The 2330-nt window shown below is 65.4% G+C and carries 2 protein-coding genes; one reads left to right on the forward strand and one right to left on the reverse strand.

Annotated features, from left to right (window positions below):
- Positions 1–889: alpha/beta fold hydrolase (locus ACYQ7X_RS17400; RefSeq protein ID WP_459698337.1), on the forward strand; the 889-nt coding region annotated here is incomplete at its 5' end.
- Here ACYQ7X_RS17400 and ACYQ7X_RS17405 read toward each other — a convergent pair.
- Positions 855–2069 carry a cytochrome P450 gene (locus ACYQ7X_RS17405; RefSeq protein WP_459698338.1) on the reverse strand — a complete coding sequence of 405 codons (1215 nt, stop codon included), beginning with the start codon at positions 2067–2069 and terminating at the stop codon, positions 855–857. The two genes, ACYQ7X_RS17400 and ACYQ7X_RS17405, sit on opposite strands and share 35 nt — an antisense overlap.
- Between the last annotated feature and the right edge of the window lie 261 nt (positions 2070–2330).

Below are 2330 nucleotides of genomic sequence, written 5' to 3' on the forward strand. Positions count from 1 at the left end.
GGCCGAACTCGGCCACGAGATCGGCCTCGGCGATCTCTTCAACGCTCCCTCCCCCGCTCAACTCGCCAACCATATCCAGAATGATGCCGAGCCGGTCAGCGCATTCTCGGTCATGCTGGCACTCCGGCCCGGTGGCACCCTGCCGCCACTCTTCTGCATCCATCCCGCCCCTGGCCTCAGCTGGATGTATGCGGCGTTGCTACGTCATCTCGCCGTGGAACGCCCGCTCTATGCGTTGCAGGCGCGCTCCTTCGCCGATCCGGCAGCGGCGCCGGCCACGCTGGAGGCGATGGTCGAAGACTATCTCGCCGAGATCAGAAAGGTGCAGCCGCAGGGGCCCTATCACCTGATCGGATGGTCCTCCGGCGCTGCCATCGCCCATGCCATCGCCGTGCGCCTCCAGCAGCAGGGCGAGGCCGTCCCCCTCCTCGCCTCCATGGACGGTTATCCCGCCGGGCTTGATTATGCGACAATCCTCAACCTGCATACGAGCCCGGAGATCGTTTCCGCGGCCTTGCGTCTCGTCGTCAGCAACTATCTCGATGCTGGCCTACGCCGCTTTATCGCCTCCCAACCGGTTGCCGATCCGGCAGCGATCGAAGCAATGGTCCGCGTCTGCTACGAAAGCGCCGTCCTTCTGACGAACGCTCGGTCGGGCATCTATGAGGGTGATCTTCTGCTCTTCACTTGTCCGCCGCTCGAGGGTGCCGTCGCGCTGCCGCCGCCGGCAAGCTGGCAGCCGCACATCACCGGCCGGATCACGACCTATCCGGTTCTCCATGAGCACAGCAGTATGCTGCTGCCAGGCTCGGCCGACATCATCGGCGGCGTTCTGAATGACGCCTTGCTGCGGATCAAGGAAGAACCAGCAGCCGTTCGAAACCGTTGAAGACCAGGCTGGGCCGGCGCTGCGGTATCTCCGCCGGGTCGATCCGCAGTGCCGGAAAGCGCCTGAACAGTGCTGCCCATGCGATGCCCGCCTCCATCCGCGCCAGGTGGCTGCCGATGCAGGCATGGATGCCGGCGGCAAAGGCGAGGTGCGCGCGCTGCTCCCTTGTTATGTCAAACCGCTCAGGATCCGGATGGATCGTGGGATCCATTCCCGTCGCGAAGGCGGAAACGCTCACTCCGGTCCCGGCCGGGACGATCGTCTCGCCGATGCGCGCTTCGGCGAGGCTGATCCGGGCGTATTGGGCTACGGAGGGTTCGAGCCGAAGCGTTTCCTCGATCGCACCCTTGAGCAGCGCTGGATCGGATCGCAGCAGGCTGAGCTGCCCCGGCTCCGACAGCAGCCGATAGACGCCATTGGTGATAAGATCGGCCGTCGTCATCGTGCCGGCACCCAACAGAAGCGTCGCTGTCTCGACGACTGCCTCCGTCGTCAATCCGGCGGCGATCGCCGTTCGCGTCATATCCGCCAGCGGGTCATCCTGCGGCCCATCGGCGCGGCAAAGCGGCAGATAGAATGCGCGCAGGCAGTCCCGGGCATTGGCGAGGCGCGCGCGCGCAGCCGCGTCGGCAAAGGGATCGAAAGCCGGCTCGAGATCGAGAATCCATTGCGCCATCGCGGGCGTTTGCCCGGTGCCCAACATCGACACCATCGTCGAGAGGGCGAGCGGGATGGCAAATTGGCCGAGAAGGTCGAAGCCCGCCGCCCCCGCCACTCGGTCGAGGAGGCGCTCCGCCTCGGCCGCGATCGCGGGCCGGTGCGCTTCTAATGCCGCGGCGGCAAATCGTTTGCCGACGAGGCCGCGGAGCTTGCCGTGATCGGGCGGATCCGTCTGCAACATGGTGCGGCTGAACGGCCCCGATACGGCTGCGCCGCCCTTGTCCAGAACCTGCGGATCGGCTGACACGTCATTCCGGAGAAGAAAGGCGCGTGCTTCGGCGAAGCCGGTGATGAGAAAGCGATGAAATGGAGGATCGGCGATGCAGCGCCCTTCGGCGGCGATATCGCGAATGATGCGATGCGGACAGGCGCGGAATTCCGGATCAAGGGCCGATAGGGCCATCCCACGGCGGGGCGAAGGCGAGGAGCTATCCGTCATGCGATCAACTGGCCGCTCCATGGGTGATGAAAGCCTGATCTTCGCCGCGAGGGAGACCAGCCGCAACGCCTTACCGGCGGCCCCGCGGCGCTGATCGCCGCGTTTGGTCTTCACGCTTATGCAAGGTATAAGTAACTGGAAATAAAGCTGCAAGGTGGCAGGCGGATCGTGGCGGAGACAGGTGCTGAGAGCACAGCGGGCGTATATGCGCGGCAGTTGAGTGCGGCGCAGAGGGGGGTGTGGCTTGGGCAGGAGCTGCGGCGGGAGAGCGCGGCTTACATC

This window comes from Acidisoma sp. C75 (assembly GCF_054665095.1).

Bases quoted from the DNA above. Each gene is read 5' to 3' on its own strand.
- ACYQ7X_RS17405 (WP_459698338.1), bottom strand. From the start codon at position 2,069: ATGGAGCGGCCAGTTGATCGCATGACGGATAGCTCCTCGCCTTCGCCC.